Source organism: Frigoribacterium sp. PvP032 (genome assembly GCF_017833035.1).
GTDB lineage: Bacteria > Actinomycetota > Actinomycetes > Actinomycetales > Microbacteriaceae > Frigoribacterium.
In genome coordinates this window covers 3,152,920-3,172,031 of record NZ_JAFIBM010000001.1, presented here as the reverse complement: position 1 = coordinate 3,172,031, position 19,112 = coordinate 3,152,920, and the positions used below count along the sequence as shown (strand labels likewise).

Annotated in this window: 15 protein-coding genes; 13 read left to right on the top strand and 2 right to left on the bottom strand. The window is 71.5% G+C overall.

From position 1 onward, the window contains the following. Positions 1–6: 6 nt before the first annotated feature. The 4 genes from JOE35_RS14630 (at position 7) to guaA (ending at position 4,552) form a co-directional block, all read left to right on the top strand. Positions 7–1,512 carry a cation:proton antiporter gene (locus JOE35_RS14630; protein WP_209561670.1) on the top strand — a complete coding sequence of 502 codons (1,506 nt, stop codon included), beginning with the start codon at positions 7–9 and terminating at the stop codon, positions 1,510–1,512. Positions 1,513–1,601: 89 nt separating this feature from the next. Then, positions 1,602–2,417: an SURF1 family protein gene (locus tag JOE35_RS14625; protein WP_209561669.1), complete on the top strand. Its 816-nt coding sequence runs from the start codon at positions 1,602–1,604 to the stop codon at positions 2,415–2,417. A 108-nt stretch (positions 2,418–2,525) separates the two neighbouring features. Next, the gene (locus tag JOE35_RS14620) at positions 2,526–2,969 is read left to right on the top strand and encodes a DUF3817 domain-containing protein (RefSeq protein ID WP_123547737.1); all 444 of its coding nucleotides are present in this window, start codon (positions 2,526–2,528) and stop codon (positions 2,967–2,969) included. After that, positions 2,966–4,552, top strand: a complete 1,587-nt coding sequence (gene guaA, locus JOE35_RS14615) for a glutamine-hydrolyzing GMP synthase (RefSeq protein ID WP_209561668.1) — start codon at positions 2,966–2,968, stop codon at positions 4,550–4,552. Before JOE35_RS14620 ends, guaA begins: the two co-directional genes overlap by 4 nt. A 206-nt stretch (positions 4,553–4,758) precedes the next feature. Here guaA and JOE35_RS14610 read toward each other — a convergent pair whose 3' ends face one another. After that, positions 4,759–5,604, bottom strand: a complete 846-nt coding sequence (locus tag JOE35_RS14610; RefSeq protein ID WP_209561667.1) for a Bax inhibitor-1/YccA family protein — start codon at positions 5,602–5,604, stop codon at positions 4,759–4,761. 243 nt (positions 5,605–5,847) lie between these two features. On the opposite strand from JOE35_RS14610, the gene JOE35_RS14605 reads away from it, so the two are divergent. From JOE35_RS14605 to JOE35_RS14595, 3 genes are all read left to right on the top strand, one after another. Beyond that, the gene (locus JOE35_RS14605; protein WP_209561666.1) at positions 5,848–6,834 is read left to right on the top strand and encodes a glycerophosphodiester phosphodiesterase family protein; all 987 of its coding nucleotides are present in this window, start codon (positions 5,848–5,850) and stop codon (positions 6,832–6,834) included. 10 nt (positions 6,835–6,844) lie between these two features. After that, complete coding sequence (locus tag JOE35_RS14600; RefSeq protein WP_209561665.1) at positions 6,845–7,471, top strand: hypothetical protein; 627 nt, start codon at positions 6,845–6,847, stop codon at positions 7,469–7,471. Between the two features lie 65 nt (positions 7,472–7,536). Next, positions 7,537–9,960, top strand: a complete 2,424-nt coding sequence (locus JOE35_RS14595) for an ATP-dependent helicase (protein ID WP_209561664.1) — start codon at positions 7,537–7,539, stop codon at positions 9,958–9,960. Between the two features lie 60 nt (positions 9,961–10,020). On the opposite strand, the gene JOE35_RS14590 is transcribed toward JOE35_RS14595, so the two are convergent. Further along, on the bottom strand, positions 10,021–10,617 hold the full coding sequence (locus JOE35_RS14590; RefSeq protein ID WP_245186751.1) for an FHA domain-containing protein: 597 nt from the start codon (positions 10,615–10,617) through the stop codon (positions 10,021–10,023). Between the two features lie 182 nt (positions 10,618–10,799). Here JOE35_RS14590 and JOE35_RS14585 point away from each other — a divergent pair, with 182 nt between their 5' ends. From JOE35_RS14585 to JOE35_RS14560, 6 genes are all read left to right on the top strand, one after another. Further along, on the top strand, positions 10,800–11,093 hold the full coding sequence (locus JOE35_RS14585) for a WXG100 family type VII secretion target (protein WP_209561662.1): 294 nt from the start codon (positions 10,800–10,802) through the stop codon (positions 11,091–11,093). A 72-nt stretch (positions 11,094–11,165) separates the two neighbouring features. Continuing rightward, positions 11,166–11,456: a hypothetical protein gene (locus tag JOE35_RS14580; protein ID WP_209561661.1), complete on the top strand. Its 291-nt coding sequence runs from the start codon at positions 11,166–11,168 to the stop codon at positions 11,454–11,456. Then, entirely contained in the window at positions 11,456–12,781 is a 1,326-nt protein-coding gene (locus JOE35_RS14575; RefSeq protein ID WP_209561660.1) for a hypothetical protein, read from the top strand. Before JOE35_RS14580 ends, JOE35_RS14575 begins: the two co-directional genes overlap by 1 nt. Before the next feature lie 556 nt (positions 12,782–13,337). Continuing rightward, complete coding sequence (locus JOE35_RS14570) at positions 13,338–14,000, top strand: hypothetical protein (protein ID WP_209561659.1); 663 nt, start codon at positions 13,338–13,340, stop codon at positions 13,998–14,000. Between the two features lie 94 nt (positions 14,001–14,094). Next, positions 14,095–14,700 carry a hypothetical protein gene (locus JOE35_RS14565; RefSeq protein ID WP_209561658.1) on the top strand — a complete coding sequence of 202 codons (606 nt, stop codon included), beginning with the start codon at positions 14,095–14,097 and terminating at the stop codon, positions 14,698–14,700. 158 nt (positions 14,701–14,858) lie between these two features. Further along, the gene (locus JOE35_RS14560) at positions 14,859–19,103 is read left to right on the top strand and encodes an FtsK/SpoIIIE domain-containing protein (RefSeq protein WP_209561657.1); all 4,245 of its coding nucleotides are present in this window, start codon (positions 14,859–14,861) and stop codon (positions 19,101–19,103) included. Positions 19,104–19,112 lie beyond the last annotated feature (9 nt).

Below are 19,112 nucleotides of genomic sequence, written 5' to 3'. Positions count from 1 at the left end.
TCGCCGGTGCACCTGGGTGAGGAGCTGGTCGTCCTCGGCGTCCTGCTGCTGATCGCCTACGGGCTGGGCCGGGCAGGCAAGCTCATCGGCCTGCCGTCCATCCCGATCTACATGATCGTCGGCCTGCTGGCGAGCACGAACACCGGCTGGTTCCCGATCAGCTTCGACTCGCACAACATCGAGCTGATCGCGATCTTCGGGCTGATCCTGCTGCTGTTCAACCTCGGCCTCGAGTTCGACCAGGACGAGTTCTTCTCCAATGCCGGCCGCCTGATCGTGTCGGGCGGCAGCTACATCGCCGTCAACATGGGCGTCGGGCTGGTCTTCGGCTTCATGCTCGGCTGGGGCACGCGTGAGGCGCTGATCATCGCCGGCATGACCGCGACGTCGTCGAGCGCCATCGTCACGAAGCTGCTGATCGAGCTGAACCGCCTCGCGAACCGCGAGACGCCGATGATCCTGGGCGTCACCGTCGTCGAGGACATCTTCATCGCCATCTACCTGGCGATCGTGTCGGTGGTGCTCAGCGGCGAGACCGACCCCCTGCCCGTCGTGCTCAAGCTGGTGGTCGCGTTCGCGTTCCTGGTCGCCATGTTCGCCGTCGCGAGATGGGGCGGCGCGGTCGTCTCGAAGCTCATGCGGACCCGTGACGACGAGCTCTTCACGGTGCTGTTCTTCGGCCTCGCCGTGCTCTTCGCCGGCCTCGGCGAGATCCTCGGCGTGACCGACGCGATCGGCGCCTTCCTCATCGGCCTGATCATCGGGGCGACGCGGTACCGCAACAGGGTCGAGCAGTTCGCCCTGCCGATGCGCGACGTCTTCGGCGCCTTCTTCTTCCTGAACTTCGGCCTCGGCCTCAACCCGTCGCTGTTCCCGAGCGTGCTCGGGCCCGTCGCGATCGCGGTCGGCATCACGATCACGCTGAACGTGATCGCGGGCCAGTTCGTCGCCTGGCTCAACAAGCTCGGGCCGCAGGCGGGCATCAACACCGCCGTGATCCTGCAGAACAGGGGCGAGTTCGCGCTGATCCTCGCGACGCTCTCGGCCGGGGCGGGGCTCGACGAGCGACTGCAGCCGTTCGCCGGGCTCTACGTGCTGATCATGGCCGTGCTCGGTCCGGTGCTCGCCTCGAACTCCGAACGCATCGGCGGGGTCGTGCTGCGGACGCGCCGACGGGCGGAGCGCGAGGCAGCAGAGGCGCGGCGCCTCGAACGCGACTCTCGGCACTCCGAGGAGATCGCCCTGATGGAGGCGGCGCTCGCCGGGGACGAGCCGGGTGCGTCGCGCAGGGGCGCCGACACCGACACCGACGCCGGCGTGGACGCAGACGAGGAGGCGCTGCTCGGCACCCGCGAGCGTGCCGCGGCGGCGGCCACGGCAGCAGCGGCGGCAGAGGCCGACGAGTACGACGACCTCGATGAACAGGACCGCGCCCGCGCGGCGATCCTCGCCGAGCAGGCCGGGCAGCAGTCCGACCAGAGGGCCACGCGCCAGCGCGACCCCGAGTACTGACCGCACCCCATGTCGGTCGGCGGCCCCACCGGCCGCAGAGCCACCGACACCCAGCAGGCTCCCGCGGGAGCGCAGGTACCATCGGGCTCGTGACCCGCACCGAGAACCCACCCGTCTCGAGCGACGTCGACGTGCCCGCCTCCATGTGGGAGGTCGCCCGGCGGCCCCGCTGGATCGCGATGCTCGCCCTCTGCCTCGTCATCTCGGGCATCTTCGCCTGGCTCGGGCACTGGCAGATCGAGCGCAGCGTCGAGAGCGGGCAAGAGGTCAACCCCGAGACCGAGACGGTCAAGGTGCTCAGCGACGTCGTCGACCCGCAGTCGTCGTTCTTCGACCGCGTCGGCGGGCAGATGGTCACGGTCACCGGTCAGTTCGCACCGGACGACTACCGCGTCGTCGTCGACCGCTACAACGGCGGCGACCCCGGCTCGTGGCTGATCGGCCGTCTCGTCGACGAGGTCGACGGGTCGTCGGTCGTCGTGGCCCTCGGCTGGAGCAGCGACGAGGGCGGCGCCGAGGCCGCCGAGAGCGCGGCCCCCACCGGCACGGTCACGGTGACGGGCCGGTACATGCCGAGCGACCAGCCCTCCGACGGCGACTTCCGCGGCGGCCGCGAGAACGTCGTCTCGGTGCCCATGCTCGTCAACGAGTGGACCGACCTCGACGGCGACGTCTACTCCGGCTACGTGGTGTCCGCCGACCCGGTCGACGGCCTCGCCGCCATCGACTCGGTCGCTCCCGAGAGCGACCGCTCGCTCAACTGGCTGAACGTCTTCTACGCGATCGAGTGGGTCGTGTTCGCCGGCTTCGCCATCTTCCTGTGGTTCCGCCTGGTGCGCGACCGGTTCGAGCGCGACGTCGACGAGGCCGAGGAGGCGCGGCTCGAGGCCGAGACCGCCTCCTGACCTGCTCCTCCCGCGCTCCCCGACCCGCGCCTCCTGTGCTCGGTCGGCTGCCTCGACGACGACCGACCCCGCCCTGGCCCTGCCGCCTCCGCGGGTAGGATCGAGGCCATGCCCCTGAAGCCCCGGCAACGCGACATCCCGAAGATCCCGGGTGCCGTCAAGTTCTACAAGATCTCCGCCTACGTCACCGGCGTGATGCTGCTGCTGCTCGTCTTCGAGATGGCCTTCAAGTACACGCCGCTGCAGCTCGAGATGCAGCTCGGCGGCGAGGGCGGGTTCCTCGTGCCCGTCGACTCGATCACCACCGGCTTCAACCTGTCGACCGCGATCCTGATCGCGCACGGCTGGCTCTACGTCGTCTACCTCTTCGCCGACTTCCGCCTCTGGAGCCTGATGCGCTGGCCGTTCTCGCGGTTCATCATCATCGCGCTCGGCGGCGTCGTGCCCTTCCTCTCGTTCTTCGTCGAGAGCCACATGACCAAGCTGGCGATGCGTGAGCACGCAGCGCTGGTCGCCGAGCCCACCCCCAGCACCCAGGGAGCCCCCGCGTGACAGAAGCCACCGAGACGGCCCAGAGCCCCGTCCTCGTCGTCGATTTCGGGGCGCAGTACGCGCAGCTGATCGCCCGGCGCGTGCGCGAGGCGAACGTCTACTCCGAGATCGTGCCGCACACGATCACCGCCGCCGAGATCGCGGCCAAGAACCCCGTCGGCATCGTGCTCAGCGGCGGCCCGTCGAGCGTCTACGAAGAGGGCGCGCCGGGTCTCGACCCCGCGATCCTCGAGCTCGACGTGCCCGTGCTGGGCATCTGCTACGGCTTCCAGGCGATGGCCAAGGCCCTCGGCGGCGAGGTCACGCGCACCGGTCAGCGTGAGTACGGCGCGACGGACGTCACCCTCGCCGCGGGCGACAGCACCCTGCTGTCGGGCCAGCCGACCTCGCAGACGACGTGGATGAGCCACGGCGACTCGGTCTCGAAGGCGCCCGAGGGCTTCGACGTGCTCGCGTCGAGCGCCGCGACCCCCGTCGCCGCGTTCTCGAGCGACGCCCGCAAGCTCTACGGCGTGCAGTGGCACCCCGAGGTCAAGCACTCGTCGTTCGGCCAGGCCGTGCTCGAGAACTTCCTGCACCGTGCCGCCGGCATCCCCGCCGACTGGAACAGCGGCAACGTCATCGCCGAGCAGGTCGCCCGCATCCGCGAGCAGGTCGGCTCGTCGCGCGTGATCTGCGGTCTGTCCGGAGGCGTCGACTCGGCCGTCGCGGCCGCCATCGTCCACGAGGCGGTCGGCGACCAGCTCGTCTGCGTGTTCGTCGACCACGGCCTGCTGCGTGCCGACGAGCGTCGCCAGGTCGAGGAGGACTACGTCGCCTCGACGGGCGTCCGCCTCGTGACGGTCGACGCCGAGCAGCAGTTCCTCGACGCGCTCGCGGGCGTGACCGACCCCGAGCAGAAGCGCAAGATCATCGGGCGCGAATTCATCCGCAGCTTCGAGGGCGCCGCCGAGGCGCTGGTGCTCGAGGCCGCGGCCGAGGGCGAGTCCGGCGTGAAGTTCCTCGTGCAGGGCACGCTCTACCCCGACGTGGTCGAGAGCGGCGGCGGCACGGGCACGGCGAACATCAAGAGCCACCACAACGTGGGCGGCCTGCCCGAGGACCTGCAGTTCGAGCTCGTCGAGCCGCTCCGCACCCTCTTCAAGGACGAGGTGCGCGCCATCGGCCGCGAGCTCGGCCTGCCCGAGGTCATCGTCGGCCGCCAGCCCTTCCCCGGGCCCGGCCTCGGCATCCGCATCATCGGCGAGGTCACCCACGAGCGACTCGAGCTGCTGCGTCACGCCGACGCCATCGCCCGCGCCGAGCTGACCGCCGCCGGCCTCGACGGCGACATCTGGCAGTGCCCCGTGGTGCTGCTCGCCGACGTCCGCTCGGTGGGCGTGCAGGGCGACGGCCGCACCTACGGCCACCCGATCGTGCTGCGCCCGGTCTCGTCCGAGGACGCCATGACGGCGGACTGGACGCGCCTGCCCTACGACGTGCTGGCCAAGATCTCGAACCGCATCACGAACGAGGTGGACGGCGTCAACCGTGTCGTGCTCGACGTCACCTCGAAGCCGCCGGGCACCATCGAGTGGGAGTGACGCCGCGTCGCCTCCGGCCTCCTGGGCTGGAAGCGACGCGATGACGACAAAACGACGCGGTGTTCCGCGTCGTTTTGTCGTTTCTGCGTGGGGTTGCCTTCGCAAGGCCGGCGAGGCCGGCGAGGCCGGGGTGGCTGGCCCGGGACACAGAGAGGCGGGGCCCGTCCCTCTCGGAACGAGCCCCGCCTCCTGGTGTCACGGTCTTGCTAGTCGTTGCCTCGCAGGATGGCGAGGAGACGCAGGATCTCGACGTACAGCCACACGACGGTCATGACCAGGCCGAAGGCGGCCGACCAGCCGTAGATGCGCGGGGCGCCGCGCTCGACGCCCGTCTTGATGTTCGTGAAGTCGAGCACCAGCGAGTAGGCGGCCATGAGGATCACGAGGATGCCCAGGACGAAGCCGATGGGGATGTTGGTGCCGGGGATGTCGGTGCCGCGGAGGCCCCAGGGGTTCGAGTTGGCGCCGAAGGCCATCAGGCCGAGGTTGAGCAGCGAGAAGACGGCGTAGCCGATCATGCCGATCATGAAGATCTTGGTGGCCTTGGCCGACGCGCGGACCTTGCCGCTGCGGAACAGCAGCAGAGTGACGACGAAGACCGAGGCGGTCGCGAGCAGCGCCTGCGTGACGATGCCGTCGAACTGCGCCTCGAAGATCGACGAGATGCCGCCGACGAACAGGCCCTGGGCTGCCGAGTAGGCGAGCACGAGGCCGGCCGACGGGCGCTTCTTGAAGATGTTGACGAGGGCCAGGACGAACCCGGCGATCGCGCCGACGATGGCGAGGGCCGGGATGAACCAGCCGACGGCGGCACCGAGGGCGACGACGGCGAAGGCGATGACCGTCTTCGTGATCGTGTCCTCGTACGTCATGCGGTCGGTCTCGACGGGGCCGGCGGCGGGCTGCGTGTACAGATCCTGCAGCTGCTCGGCGGTCATGCCGTTGTACTCGACGGGGCGCTGTCCCGCAGCGGCGCGCTCCTGCCGGATGACGGCGGCGCCCTTCTCCGAGAAGGCCGGCGACTGACTGAAGCCGGGATTCGAGAATGCCAAGGGAGTTCCTCTTCTGGTCGTGAGACGTGGTCGCGACGCGAGGTGCTGTGTGCTGCGTCGCCGTACGGAAGAGGCTAACGGGTGTCGGCCAGGGGAGGGCTGGGGATTTGCCTGATGAGGCCCGTATTCGCGGCAGGCGAACGTGCACCGGCTGCAGGGTTGCACCGTCTCGGGGCCGAGGTGCAGCGGTCTGCCGACGCCGCGCCTCCTCGTCCGTCACCCGTCGCCGCTACCGTGGCTGCCATGTCGCCTCGCCCCCTCGTCATCGCCCACCGCGGAGCCAGCGGGCACCGGCCCGAGCACGGGGAGGCGGCCTATCGCCTGGCCATCGAGCTGGGGGCCGACGCGATCGAGCCCGACATCGTGCCCACCCGCGACGGCGTGCTGGTGCTGCGGCACGAGAACGAGATCTCGGGCACGACCGACGTGGCCGAGCGATCGGAGTTCGCCGACCGGCGCACCACGAAGCAGATCGAGGGCAAGGAGGTGGCGGGCTGGTTCACCGAGGACTTCACCTGGGACGAGCTCAGCACCCTCACGGTGCGGGAGCGTCTGCCGCACCTCCGTCCGCTCAGTGCCGCCCACGACGGCGAGGGCGGCATCCAGCGGCTGAGCGACCTGCTGCGCCTGCTCGACGACGCTCCGCGCGAAGTGGGCCTCGTCGCCGAGGTGAAGCACGCCCAGCACTTCGAGTCGCTCGGGCTGCCCCTCGACGAGCTGGTCGCCGCCGAGCTGGCCGAGCACGGCTGGGCGGACGACTCGCGCCTCACCCTCGAGAGCTTCGAGCAGACCGTGCTGTGGCAGCTCCGCGAGAGGGGAGTCGGCGGCGACCTCGTCTGGCTAGTCGAGAAGGCGGGCTCGGCGGCCGACCAGGTGGCCCGGCTCGGCTCGGCTGCGCCGACCTACGCCGACCAGCTCGACGAGTCGTCGCTCACGGCCCTCGTCGAGGAGGGCCTGCACGGGGTCTCGTTCGACAAGGCGATGCTGCTGCGGCCCTCCGGCGAGACCCGGCCCGAGCTCGTCGACCGTGCGCACGCGGTCGGTCTCGACGTGTTCGCCTGGACGCTGCGGATCGAGAACGCGTTCCTCGCCAAGGGCAACCGCCAGGCCGGCGGCAAGGAGGCGGAGGGCGACTGGGAGTCGGAGTTCGCCGACCTGATGGCGCTGGGCCTCGACGGGGTCTTCGCCGACCACCCCGAGCGTGCGGTCGCGGTGCGCGAGGGACTGTGAGGGCGAGGTCGTGAGCGCTGACCGGTGGTGGCAGCGCTCGGAGGTGCTGCTCGCGCGGGCGGTCGTCGCGTGCCTCGGTGCCCTCGTGCTCACCCTCGTGCAGGTGCCGGTCGCTGTCTTCTGGGCCGTGCTGGTGGTGGCGGGGCCCGTCTCGGCTGCGCAGGGCACCGGTGCGGGCCTGTTCGTCGCCGGCCCCTTCGCCGCGATGATGTGCGGCCTCACCGTGAGCTCCGTCCTGAGCACGAGCGTCGTGCCGGCCGTCTGGATCGCGCGCGTCCGCACACGACGACACGAGGAGGCGGTGGCCCAGCGCACGGGACGCTCACCGCACCTCCCCGACTCCGACCTCGAGGTCGACTGGTTGCTCACCGGCGTGCGCTTCGTGGGCTTCTTCTTCACGCCCGTGCACACGGGCGACGAGCGGCGGCTGCACCCCGACGAGGCCCTGCGACTGCCGCCACGGCCGGAGCGCTGGCTCGCGCCCCCACGCCCGTTCCGGGCGCCGTGGCCGAGCCGGCTCTTCGACCACGTGCGCACCAGCGCGCCGCGGGGGACGTGGTACGTCGTCTTCTTCGCCGCCAGCGCACAGATGGGCCTCTACGCCTTCCTGGGGTGGGCAGCGGGCGTGCCGCTCTGACCTGCTCGTCGAGCTGGTGAGGGACCGGCTCCGATGTCGGGGGCCCGGCTTAGACTGGCCGCGCCATGACGATCGTGCTCGAGCCCTCTGACGCTTCCGGTTCTGCCGGTGATCCCCTGACCGCGGGGCTGAACCCTCAGCAGAAAGAAGCGGTCGAGTACCGCGGGCAGTCGTTGCTGATCGTCGCCGGTGCCGGCTCGGGCAAGACGAGCGTGCTGACCCGCCGCATCGCCGGGCTCATCGCGACCCGCGAGGCCTGGCCGAGCCAGATCCTCGCCATCACCTTCACGAACAAGGCCGCGGCCGAGATGCGCGAGCGCGTGCAGCAGCTCGTCGGCCAGGCGGCCGAGGGCATGTGGATCTCGACGTTCCACTCGGCGTGCGTGCGCATCCTGCGCCGCGAGGCCGAGCAGTTCGGCTTCACGAAGAGCTTCACGATCTACGACTCGGCCGACTCGAAGGCGCTGCTCAAGCGCATCCTCAAGCAGCTCGACGCCGACTCGCTCGGCTTCACCGTCAGCCAGGCGGCCGGCAAGATCTCGAAGCTCAAGAACGAGCTCAGCGACGTCGAGACGTACGCGCGGCAGATCAACGCCGGCGACCCGCAAGACGTGATGTTCCTCGAGATCTTCCGGCAGTACACGCGGTCGCTGCAGCAGGCGAACGCGTTCGACTTCGACGACCTGATCTCGCAGACGGTGTTCCTCTTCAGGGCTTTCCCGCACGTGGCGGCGACGTACCAGCGGCGGTTCCGTCACCTCCTGGTCGACGAGTACCAAGACACGAACCACGCCCAGTACGCCCTGATCCGCGAGCTCACGCGGCCTGTCGACCCCGAGCACGTCGACGCCCTCGAGCGCGGCGGGCAGTTCGTGCAGTCGATGCGCGACGGCAGCGGCCGCATCCCCGGGGCGTCGCTCACGGTCGTCGGCGACAGCGACCAGTCGATCTACGCGTTCCGCGGGGCAGACATCCGCAACATCGTCGAGTTCGAGCGTGACTTCCCGAACTCGAAGGTCGTGCTGCTCGAGCAGAACTACCGCTCGACCCAGAACATCCTCGACGCGGCCAACGCCGTCATCGCGAACAACTTCGACCGGCAGGCCAAGAACCTGTTCACGACGGTCGGCGAGGGTGCCAAGATCGTCGGGTTCACGGGCTACACCGGGCACGACGAGGCGCAGTTCGTCGCCGACGAGATCGCGAAGCTGCATGAGCAGGGCACGGCCTACAAAGACGTCGCGGTCTTCTACCGCACCAACTCGCAGACGCGAGCCCTCGAGGAGATCTTCATCCGCTCGGCCATCCCGTACCGGGTGCTCGGCGGCACGAAGTTCTACGAGCGTGCCGAGATCAAGGACGCGATGGCGTACCTGATCACGGTCGCGAACCCCTCCGACCCGATGGCGCTGCGACGCATCATGAACGTGCCGAAGCGCGGCATCGGCCCGGCGACCGAGACGGCGATGCAGCGCTGGGCCGACGAGCGCGAGGCGCCCCTGCGCGACGCGATGCGCAACGCGCGCGAGCTCGGTCTCGGCCCGAAGGTGACCGGGGCGATCACCGGTCTCGCGACCCTGCTCGACGAGGTGCAGGCGACGGCCGACACGGCACCGGTGCACGAGATCCTCACCCGGCTGATCGAGGGCAGCGGCCTGGTGGAGGCGCTGCGGGCGTCGAGGGACCCGCAAGACGAGGCGCGTGCCGAGAACATCGACGAGCTCGTCGCGGTCACGAAGGAGTTCCAGCGGAACAACCCCGACGGCACCCTGCTCGACTTCCTCACCGAGGTGACGCTCGTCGCCGCGGCCGACGACCTCGACGACTCGAGCGGCACGGTCTCGCTGATGACGCTGCACACGGCGAAGGGCCTCGAGTACGAGGCCGTCTTCCTCACCGGTGTCGAAGAAGACTTGCTGCCGCACCGCATGTCGGCGAGCGAGCCCGGCGGCCCTGCTGAGGAGCGCCGGCTCTTCTACGTCGGCATCACGCGGGCCCGCAAGCAGCTCTTCTTGTCGCTGGCGATGACCCGTGCACAGTTCGGCGAGGTGAACGTGGCGATGCCGTCGCGCTACCTGCAAGAGATCCCGGTCGAGCTGATCGACTGGAAGCAGTCGCCCGGCATGGCGAACAGCCGGGGAGGCACCCAGCCGCGGGCGCTCAACGCGCGTCGCGAGGGCGGCCCTGACACGAACCGCGGGGCGACCCCGCGCGCGTCGGGCGGCTACGGCAGCGGCAGCTACGACCGCGCCACGGCGGCGGCGAAGACGAAGCCGAAGACCGAGTGGGCCAACCGCGTCACCGGCACGGTGCGCGACAACGGCGACCTGGTGCTCGAGACCGGCGACCGCATCTCGCACGTCGACTTCGGCGAGGGCCGCGTCATGGCCGTCACCGGCGAGGGCGCCCGCCGCATCGCCGAGGTGCTCTTCGACACGGCCGGCCGCAAGAAGCTGCTGATCAAGGTCGCACCGATCGAGAAGGTCTAGGCCGAGGCCCGGGCCACGGCTGCGACCGGCGGGGACACCGCCGCCGCCCCTGCCTGGGGCCTAGTCGTCGGCCCGGTGTCCGGGGCCAGCGCGAGGCGTCGCGTCCCGCAGCGAGGCGACGACGGCGCCCATCTGCAGGACGTCACCCGGCATCAGCGCGACCGCGGTGCCGGGGACGAGCGCCGTCGTCGTGCCGTCAGGTCGCTGCACGGTCGTGCCGTTCCCCGAGGCGAGGTCCTCGACGCTCACGATGCCGTCGTCCCCGAGCTCGAGTCGCGCGTGCTCGCGTGACAGGGACCTCGTAGGGTCGTGGACCTCGAGACGAGGGGGCGACGGGGCGGCGTCGCCGGTCGACGGGGTGTCGTCACGAGCAGACCCTGCGCGGCGACGGCGGCCGACTACCAGGCCGGCAGGCGTGATGCGAGCCCGGGACCCGTTCGCCAGGCAGAGTTCCTGTGGGATCTGGCGCGCGACAGCCACGGCAGAGGCAGAGGCAGAGGCAGAGGCAGAGGCAGGGGCCGGGGCGGGGGCACGGGCAGAGGGCGGGGCGGCGGTCGCGGTCGCACGTGGGGGCAGGGGCTCGAGCACGAGTGCCGACGAGGTGTCGGTCGCGACGGGGAGCCGGGTGACCCTGGACAGCGTGCCCTCTTCGCGCATCACTGCCACCGCCTCCTCGGTGAGCTCAGGTCGGTCCTCGAGGGGCCGACGTCGCCTCCTCCACAGCCGCGCTCTCTCCGTCATCTCGTCTCCTGCCTGTGGATGGATCCGTGGACCCTCTGTCCGTGTGACATGTTAATGCCGGTCGACCCAGCTCGGGCCGCCGAAGAGAGGACCCACCCATGGCCAACGTCTCCGTCACGTTCGACGAGATCCGCACCCAGGCGACGCAGCTCCGCAACGGGCAGCGCACGATCGAGGACCAGCTGAGTCAGCTCAAGTCGCAGATCGAGACCCTTGTCGGCTCGGGCTTCGTGACCGACCGGTCGTCCAAGGCCTTCGACGCGTCCTACGCCGCGTTCACGAGCGGCGCGAGCAAGACCATCCAGGCGATCGAGGGCATGGCCGGGTTCCTGGAGGGAGCAGCCGACGCCCTCCAGAGCACCGACGAGCAGCTCGCCAGCAGCCTCGGTTGACGAGCGGCCCCATGACGGACGGCCGTCTCGCCTCGTCGGCGGGACGGCCCCTTCCCCCGACGAGGAGATGACATGGCTCGATCGAGCCTCACGGTCGACACCGGCGACCTGCGTTCGCTGTTCACCACGCTCGGCGAGGTCTCGGCCGCCTTCCAGTCGAGCCGAGACGACGCAGCGGACGCGGATGCCTGCGGCCACGTCGGTCTCGCGCAGCGCGTCCGCTCGTTCTCGGCCGAGTGGAACGACACGAGACGCCACCTCGCCGAGTCCATCGGCGACCTGGGCGAGGCTGCGCTCGGCATCGCGGTCGGGTTCGACGACGTCGAGGCGAAGCTCGCTGCGTCGCTGGGCGGAGACTCCTGATGGCGTACTCCTGGGCGACCCCCCTTGTCGTCGTGGCCGGCGACCCCGTGGCCGTGGCGCAGATGGCGCGGCGCTTCGCCCTCACCGCCGAGTCCATCGGGTCCGCCGCCACGTCGCTCCGTTCGCTCGACGCCGCATCAGCTCGCAGCGACGCAGTCGACGCCTTCATGCGCAAGGCGGCGGTTCTCGAGTCCGACCTCAGAGCCGCGAGGGGGCGCTACGCCGACACGGGAAGGGCCCTCGGGGCCTACTCGGAGTCACTGGCGACGGCGCTCGACCAGTCGCGCCCCGCAGTGCGAGACCACGAGCGGGCTCGGGACGACTTCGACGCGGCCGACAGCCTCGTGACGAAGTACGAGGGGGCGGCCATGATCGAGCCACCGGGCCCGGCAAAGGACCAGTACGAGGAGTGGGCGGCGGCACAGCACACGAGGCGTGAGGAGGCGCGCGACCGCATCACGGAGTGCGCCCGTCGAGCGGGCGCGGCGCACGCCGTTGCCGGGGCCGCCGCCGTCGTCGCGATCGCGCAGATCGACGACGCCACGGACGACGGTCTCCGCGACTCCTTCTGGGACGACCTCGGCGGAGTGGTCCACTCCGTCGGGGCTGTCGTCGGCGACGCCGGGGACAGCATCGCCTCCGCCTGGGAGGGCTCGGCCCTCCGAGACGTCCTCGCGCCCGGCTTCGAGCCGTTCCAGGAGTGGATGCAGGAGAACGACGCCTGGATCGCCCAGGTCGTCGACGTGCTCGGTTTTGTGGGGAACGCCCTTGCACTCGTGGGCTTCGTGGTCCCCGGCCTAGGTGTGTTCGGAGCGATAGCCCTCGGTCTGGCTTTCCTGCTCACGGCTGCGAGAACTGCTGCAGGCACGGCTTCCCTTCTCGAACTGGGGCTCAGCGCGTTGTCAGTCGCGACCATGGGCATGGGCTCGGCTCTCGTGGGCTCCGCCAAGGTCGCGGCTGGCGGCCTGCAGGCCCGGAGAGTCTCCAGCTTGATAGCTGACGGGTACGCTCCGGCCTTTGCCAGCAAGTGGGTCCAGCGGTCCCTCGAGAGAGCCGCACCGGGCTTCGGGGCACCTCGGCTGTGGCAGTCCCTAGGCGACGACGTGGCGGCTCAGCTGCGAGGCTTTCTGCAGCCTGGTCGCCCCGGCTGGTCTCCCGCCGAGTTGGAGACTGTCGCCAGCATCCGTCGCCAGCTCGACGTCGCGCGTGTGCTCAACGGCGCAGGCCTTGTCCGCGCGGCAAGTGACGCGGTCATGCAGGTTTCGGACGACATTCGCACACGAGGTTCAGCCGATGAACGACCGTCAACGGCTGCAGCGTGGTGATGAGCGGACGTCATCAGGGCCCTCGGAATCGATCCGACGAGCTCTCGCGCCTGCTGGGTGGCCTGGCCAGCGTCGGAATAGTCCTGCCGGGACTGACGTACCTCGGTACCGGACTGATCTTCACGTGCATCGCACTCAGCTCCACGATTCGTGGCCGCACATCTCCCTTTGAGGGTGACGTGATGTCGACGTCGCCGGGCTGGCCACCGTTCATCGTGCCGTCTGTGACGTTCTGGATCAGTCTGCCCCTGCTCCTTGCATTGGCTGCTCTCGTCATCTGGCGGCCTCAGGGTCTCAGCGACGCCTTGAGGTCGGGCTTTGTTGCCCTCTACCTCGGATTGTCCGGTTGTTGGTCCGTCGTCTTCTCCCTCAGCTTCTGGGGGACGCCTGAATGGCCTCGCGATTCCTTCGTGCCAGGGCTGATCGAGTTGGTCGCTGCTGTCGCCGTCGCCGTAGTGGGTCTGACTCGCTTGGTCAGAGCGTCAGTGGGAGGCAGGCGGAGCCGACGTGGCAGACCGGCCGTTCCGGGGCCGGCGACAAATCGAGGAGAAGCACCGTGAGCGGGGCGCGGTACGTGAGCCGGTCCTCCGGCGCGGTGGGCGCCTCCTACTCGGTGGTGGTGCCGCCGGGGTTCGTGCGGATCCCGGGAGGTGCGAGCCCGGCGGCAGCGCTCGCGTTCGTGCAGGACCAGCTCGGCGACGTCGACGTCGATGCGGGTCACGGGTTCGAGACGCGGTTCGTCGACGCCCTCCGCCGTGTCGGCGAAGCCGACGAGCACCACGCCGTGCTCGACTCGTTCGTCACCTGCGGTGCCGTGCCCGACGTGGGCGTGGCCTGCAGCATCGTCTTCGCCGCGGTGCCGACCGTCCCCGGCCCGCACAGCGACCTCGACCGGCTGCTGCTGGCTCGGATCGCCGCGGGAGCCACAGGGGTCGACGTAGGCGGCGATCCTGCCGTCACCTGGGAGCTCGACAGGCCGGCGCCGGCCGGGCCCGGGCCCGAGCACGCGCTCCGGCGGAGAGCCGTCCTCGCCCGGGTGGTCGGCCACGATCACCTGCTCGTCTCGATCGTCCTGACCGTCGTCGCCGACACGGGGGGCGACACCCCGGCCCGGCGCGAGGTCGCCGACGCGTTCGTGGAGCTCTTCGAGGCGGTCCTCACGACCGTGCGGTGGCGTGACGAGGCGGGCCGGCTCATCACCGATCGGCCCACCGCGTGACGACCACCAACCGGCCGTCACCCCGGCCCACCGGCCCACCTGCCCACCGCTCCAGCAGGACACGCCACTCCCCGCCGAACCGGAGGCCCAGAACATGACCGAGGCACCACCTGCCCCCACGGGCGACGCCGCTCCGAGGGAGATCCTCGTCGGCTACGACGCGACGAGGTGGATCAGCCTGCCGCCGTCGTGGCCCCACGCCGGCCACGACGGCGCACGCACGTGGGTCGCCGCGACCGTGCGCGACGTCTGCACGAGGTCGCTCGGCACGACGAGGGCGAGCAAGCGCTGGCTCACCCGCGCGCTCGAGCACCTCGCCGACTGGCAGGACGAGGACGAGCTGAAGTACCTCCACCTGCCGTCCGTCACGAGCGAGATCCCGTTGCTCCGCGTCCAGTACGGCTACAGCCGCGACGGGCGGGAGAACGTGCTGCGGCGACTCGTCCTGGACACCGATCTCGACGTCCTCGAGCCGCCCGCCCTGCAGGACGTCACCGCCGCGGGGCTCGGCGCCGGAGTCCGGGGCATCCTCCACGCTGACGTGGCGGGAGAGCTCTCGGCGACCGTCGTCACAGCCTTCCGCTCGGGACCGTTCGACCTCAGGATCGCGTGTGAACTGGGATCGCCGGAGAACGTGCCCGTGTTGCTGCCGGTCGTCGACGAGTTCATCGACGGCATCAGCGTCGTCCTCGCCGAGTGAGGCTCACGGCGACCATCCACGACGCGATGACCGGCCGGAGCTCCGACGTTGCCTGGGAGGTCGGCCCTGAGACGACCGTCCGTGAGCTTGTCGAGTCGGCGCTCCCGCGTCTGCGCCCAGCTCCGAACCTGACCCGGTCGGGGGCGGAGCTGCCGCGGGTGACCGTCGACGGCCGCCTGGTGCCCCCCTCCGCACGGGTGGCGGAGGGGCAGGTGCAGGAGGGGAGCCTGCTGACCGTGGGCGCACCTCCTTCGGCATCGCCGCTGCCCGACGACACCGCCAGCGTCCGCATCGTCGGAGGTCGGGGTGCGGGGACCCTCTTCGTCGTCGACGCGGGTGCGTCCGTCATCGGTTCCTCGCCTCGGGCCACGATCCGCCTGGCCGACGTGCCCCCGTTCGCGGCGGTCCTGCGCCTCGACGGGGCAGGCACCTTCACCATTGAGCCGGCCACCGCGTCCGACCGCGACCGACCCGGCGGGCGCCCCGTCGTCGCCGTCGACCGCCGCCCGCTCGTCGAGCCGGTGGTCCTCGACGAGTCCTCCGTCGTCCGCGTCGGGGAGGTGCTCCTCGCCGTGGTCACCGGACGCCTCCCCGGCGCCGCGCTCCATCTCTCGCCGGACGGCGTGCACCTCGAGTTCGCACGGCCGCCGCGACTCCTGCCGGAGTCGCCGGCGAGGGCGTTCCGTCTCCCGGCCGAGCCCCAGGCGCCGAGTCGTCGCCCGCTGCCGATCGTGGCTGCGCTCGCCCCCCTGGCGATGGCGGGCGTCATGGTCGGCGTGTTCGGCCATCTCACGTATCTCGCGTTCGGGCTGATGTCGCCTGTCGTGCTGATCGCCAACTACGTGTCGGACCGCAAGAACGGACGAGTCACCCACCGTCGTCGGCTCGCGGAGCACGAGGTCGCCAAGGCCTCCGTCGTGGCCGCCGCCGACGAGGCCGTGCACCGTCTCGAGCACGAGCTGCGGGCCAGCTGCCCCGATGCCGCCACGCTGCTCGACGCCGCCCTCCGGCGTCGTGCCCGGCTGTGGGAGCGGCGGCGGTCGGACCCCGACCACCTGACCCTCCGCGTCGGGACGGCTGACCACCCCTCAGGCGTCACCATCGAGGACCCGCGTGAGCTGGAGCACCTGCGGACCGTCGCTCGTGAGGCGCACGCCGTCCCCGTGACCCTCGACCTCCCCGGGTGCGGCGTCGTGGGCATCGCGGGGCCGGACGACCACGCACGGCCGCTCGCAGCCTGGCTGGTCGCCCAGATCGGCGTGCTGCAGAGCCCCCGGGACGTCGAGGTGGTGCTGCTCACGTCGGCGTCGGGTGCAGACCACTGGTCGTGGCTCCGGTGGCTCCCTCACGCGCGTCCGGCCGGGTCGGCGTCGTGCTCGACCCGTGTCGGGCACGACGCCGAGGGCGTCGCGCGGCGCCTCGCCGAGCTGACGACCCTCATCGAGACGCGTCGGCGCGCGGCTCGGGACTCGCGGGGCCCGGCACCCGACGTGCCGGACGTCGTCGTCGTCGTCGACGGCGCGCGACGGCTGCGTGCCCTGCCCGGGCTCGTGTCCGTCCTCGCGGACGGGCCCTCGGTGCGCGTGTGGTCGATCTGCCTCGACGTCGACGAGCGGTCCCTGCCCGAGGAGTGCGTGGCGGTCGTGTCGGCCGGCGCGCACCGCCACCGGGTCGCGGCGCAGCGCACGGCCAGCGTGCAGGAAGTCCTCGCCGACGAGCTGCCCGCGGGGTGGCACGACGCGGCGGCACGGGCCGTCGCACCGATCGTCGAGGTGGAGCACGGAGGCGCGGCCGGCGGTCTGCCCACGACCTCTCGCCTCCTCGACGTCCTCGACCTGGACGAGCCCGACGGGCCGTCCGTCCTGGCGCGCTGGCGTCGCCTCGGCCCCAGCACCCGCGTGCTGCTCGGCGAGAGCATCGACGGGCCCTTCGGCGTCGACCTGCGCGCGGACGGGCCGCACGCCCTGGTCGCGGGCACCACGGGATCGGGCAAGTCCGAGCTGCTGCAGAGCCTCGTCGCGTCGCTCGCCGCGACGAACGCGCCCGACGCGATGGCCTTCGTGCTGATCGACTACAAGGGCGGGGCGGCCTTCCGCGACTTCGCGTCCCTCCCGCACACCGTCGGCATGGTGACCGACCTCGACGGGCACCTCGTCGAGCGGGCACTGACCTCGCTGCGGGCGGAGCTGCACCGCCGCGAGGTCGTGCTCTCGGAGGCGGGCGCCAAGGACGTGGAGGACCACGCGGAGCTGGTGGCCCGCGGTGAGGTCGCCGCCGCCCTGCCCCGGCTGCTCATCGTCATCGACGAGTTCGCCTCGATGGTGCGCGAGCTCCCCGACTTCGTGACGGGCCTCGTCGACGTCGCCCAGCGCGGCCGGTCGCTCGGCATCCACCTCGTCCTGGCCACCCAACGGCCGACGGGCGTGGTCTCGGCGGACATCCGTGCCAACACGGCCCTGAGGGTGGCGCTGCGGGTGACCGACCCCGCCGAGAGCACCGACGTCATCGACGCGCCTGACGCGTCCGGCATCTCGGCGTCGACCCCGGGACGAGCCTTCGTGCGCCTGGGCGCGGGGGCCCTGCTGCCGTTCCAGGCCGGGCGCGTCGGCGGTCGAGCCCCAGGTGCCGCCGTCGCGGCGGACGGACCGATCTGGAGCTGTCGCCCGTCGTGGGCGACGACCGGGTCGGCTCCGCAGCAGCCCCCCGAGGAGGCGCGCGCCGACTCCCATGAGGTCACGGACCTCGTGCAGCTCGTCGCGGCAGCCTCTGCGGCGCACGTGCTGCGTGGCGGCCCGCTCCCGCACCGCCCGTGGCTCGACGCGCTGCCCGCGATCGTCCTGCTGGACGAGCTCAGCACGCCGCCGTCGAGCGGACACTCGGCCGCAGTCTCGCCGCTGCCCTTCGGGCTCGAGGACCACCCCGCCCGTCAGCTCCGACGGCCGGCGGTCCTCGACCTCGACTCGACCGGCCACCTCTTCGTCGTCGGCTCGCCCCGGTCGGGGCGCTCGCAGGCGCTCAGGGCCCTGGCCGCCTCGATCGCCGACCTCACCTCGTGCTCCGACGTGCACCTGTACGGCATCGACTGCGGCAGCGGTGCCCTGCTGCCGCTCACGGCCCTGCCCCACACGGGCGCCGTCGTCCAGCGCACCGAGGTGGACCGTGCCAGGCGCCTGCTGTCGCGGCTGGTGCAGGAGACCCTCCGTCGGCAGGACGTCCTCGCCCGGCAGGGGCACGGCGACGTCGTGGAGCAACGTCGCGCCGCTCCCCACGCCGCACGTCTGCCGCACCTCGTCGTCATGATCGACCGGTGGGAGGGCTTCACCGCGTCGTTCGGGGAGCTGGACCACGGTGAGCCCGTCGAGCAGGTGACCTTCCTGCTGCGGGAGGGAGCGGGTGCCGGGGTGCACGTCGTCGTGACAGGGGACCGACAGCTCATCACCGGCCGACTGGGCACGCTGGTCCAGGACAAGCTGGTCCTCCGTCTCTCCGACCGGTCCGACTACGGACTCGCGGGCCTCTCGCCCCGTGCCCTGCCCGATCGCGTCGGCGACGGACGAGGCTTCACCGCCGACACGGCCGTCGAGACCCAGGTCGCGCTGCTCGCCGTCGACGCGGCCGCCAGCGCCCAGGGCGATTCGCTGCGGATCCGCGGGGCCGCCGCGACCGAACGGGACCGGGACGTGGCACGGGACCGGCGGCCGTTCCGGCTCGAGCGACTCGACGGCCCCGTGGGCTTCGACGAGGCCTGGGGGCGGCGCTCGCCGGAGCTCGGGCCCGACGCCATGCTCGCGATGGTGGGGCTCGGGGGCGACGACATGGGCGTCGTCGGCCCCGACCTGGCAGCAGGGGCGGGGACGTTCCTCGTGGCGGGACCGGGCCGCAGCGGGCGCAGCACCGTCCTCACGACGATCGCCCGGTCCCTCCTCGCCCAGGGCGTCGAGCTGGTCGTCGTCGCTCCGCGTGCGTCGCCGCTCAGGCACCTCGCCGCCGTCCCCGGAGTCCTCGCGCTCGTCACGACGGCGACAGTGCACGAGGACGACCTCGCCCCGTGGTTCGACGCCGGAGGGCGCCGCCGGGTGCTGGTCGTCGACGACGCGGAGAAGCTCCGGGACTGTCCCGCCGCGAACTGGCTGGCGACCTTCGTGTCGTCGTGTGCGGAGCGGGGACAGGGCCTGGTCGCCGGCGGCTCCGCGGCCGAGCTCGCCCTCGGCTTCACCGGCTGGCACGTCGACCTGCGTCGGGGCCGCTGCGGGGCCCTGCTCAGCCCGCAGGTGCCCGCCGAGGGCGACCTGATCGGAGTCGTCGTGCCGCGCAGCTCGTTGTCCGTGCGCCCCAGGGTCGGCACCGCCCAGGTCAACGTGGGCGACGGCGTCGTCCAGCCCGTTCAGGTGCCGGCTCCGTGACCGTGACGT